Genomic DNA, 1,517 nt, shown 5'->3' on the forward strand with positions numbered 1-1,517 from the left:
ATGAATATTTCGACGTTCCCAAAACGTTGTATACTAAGCTGATCAACTCTGATACACCGGGACGGTTTTGCCGCAGGCATATTTACCATGAGTTTGTGTATCGTAAAGTGAGCAAGGCTGTGGAAGTATAAGGTTTAATAAAAGAACTGCTCCATCACAATCTTTCCGTCTTTCACTTCATACAACATGATCTGATCAATTTTCACTCTTCCGAAGCCTTCCACGGTAAGATCCGTGCCACGGCCTACGGAAAAGTGATTGCCGCCCACCACGGACGGAGTGGTGTAAAGGTGATGCACTTCCGTGATCCTTTTCACAAAGTCTTCTCCCTTTTTGCGGACGGCTGCCCTGCCTTCCGCATAGCCGAAATAGGGAGAGTGTGAAGGATCTATGCTTTTTACGTTATCGGCAAAAAGCTCATCCTGGATTTCAAACCACTTTTCCTGCCGGGCGAGCTCGTCGAACCGGGCAGCTACTTCCTGTGTTGTTAGTGTTGCCATAATAGGTTATTTTATTTTTTTGGATGTTTGTTATTCAACAGCATTTCCAGCGTTTTCAATTTCGATGCCCAGAATTTATCGAAGTGGGAGATCCACTCCTGCAATTCTTTAAACCCGTCCTGTTTTAGCGTGCAATAGCGTTCCCGGCCAATGTCGCGGATGGAGATGAAACCGGCGGAATGCAGTATTTTAATATGTTTTGATACCGCGGGACGGCTCATGTCAAAATTTTCTGCAAGGCTGTTGATCGTCAGGCTGTCTTTCGAAAGCAGCCCTAACATTTTTCTCCTGCTTGGGTCGGCAATTACCTGGAATACATCAAGTATGGGTTGAGTCATGATTTGCAGCGTTTATACGGTCAGCCATTTTATGCAGATTGGCGATCCAGCCATCGGTCATTCCGGTGTAGATAGCAAGGTTTTCCGGCATGGAGAACCCGCTGTGTTCCAGGAAGAGTTCCGTGCCATCATCTTTAGGCTGCAGTTTCCATACCACAATGGAATCGAGTGTGATCTTACCATCTCCGGGACCGCCTTTCCAGGAATAGGATAGCTTTTTGAAAGGAACAATTTCCAATACACGGCAATAGAAGATCCCATCGATGTTGAGGCTGGGTATGGGGTTTGTCCGGAACTGGAAATCGTATCCGATGATCGGCTGAAAATCATTCTTCATCAGCCATTGCGCCATCAGTTCTGGTTCCGTAAGGTATGCCCAGACTGCTTTTGGCGGATGGGCAAAGAAAAATGTATGCCTGATAGTTTCTGCCATAATAGGTAACTTTTAAGTTACACAAATATATAAGTAACTTTTGAGTTACACAAATATTTCTTTAATATTTCAGCGCCGGTAGTATTAAAACAGTTTTTGGGTAGTTGTTAAATGGCGATAAGATGAACTCACGCGCCGGGAAGAAATTGCCGGCGCCGGGAGCGAGCGTATAAGAGGAACAATGCAGATAACGTGTTGGGATGATGCGGGAAAATTATTACTACATTTGATCATCTTCCTAAAAAA

The 1,517-nt window shown here is 44.8% G+C and carries 4 protein-coding genes; 1 reads left to right on the top strand and 3 read right to left on the bottom strand.

What is annotated here, in order from left to right; all coding sequences use genetic code 11:
• A partial coding sequence (locus VN105_RS29270; RefSeq protein ID WP_325646965.1) for a KTSC domain-containing protein occupies positions 1–131 on the top strand: 131 nt, incomplete at its 5' end.
• Between the two features lie 3 nt (positions 132–134).
• On the opposite strand, the gene VN105_RS29275 is transcribed toward VN105_RS29270, so the two are convergent.
• From VN105_RS29275 to VN105_RS29285, 3 genes are read right to left on the bottom strand one after another with little or no spacing between them, the layout of a single operon-like run.
• Complete coding sequence (locus VN105_RS29275) at positions 135–500, bottom strand: nuclear transport factor 2 family protein (protein WP_325646959.1); 366 nt, start codon at positions 498–500, stop codon at positions 135–137.
• A gap of 11 nt (positions 501–511) precedes the next feature.
• Positions 512–838: a metalloregulator ArsR/SmtB family transcription factor gene (locus VN105_RS29280; protein ID WP_325646961.1), complete on the bottom strand. Its 327-nt coding sequence runs from the start codon at positions 836–838 to the stop codon at positions 512–514.
• Positions 819–1,271, bottom strand: a complete 453-nt coding sequence (locus tag VN105_RS29285; protein ID WP_325646963.1) for an SRPBCC domain-containing protein — start codon at positions 1,269–1,271, stop codon at positions 819–821. The genes VN105_RS29280 and VN105_RS29285 overlap by 20 nt, the downstream gene beginning before the upstream one ends.
• Positions 1,272–1,517 lie beyond the last annotated feature (246 nt).

The sequence above is a fragment of the Chitinophaga sp. genome, from assembly GCF_035564935.1.
GTDB lineage: Bacteria > Bacteroidota > Bacteroidia > Chitinophagales > Chitinophagaceae > Chitinophaga.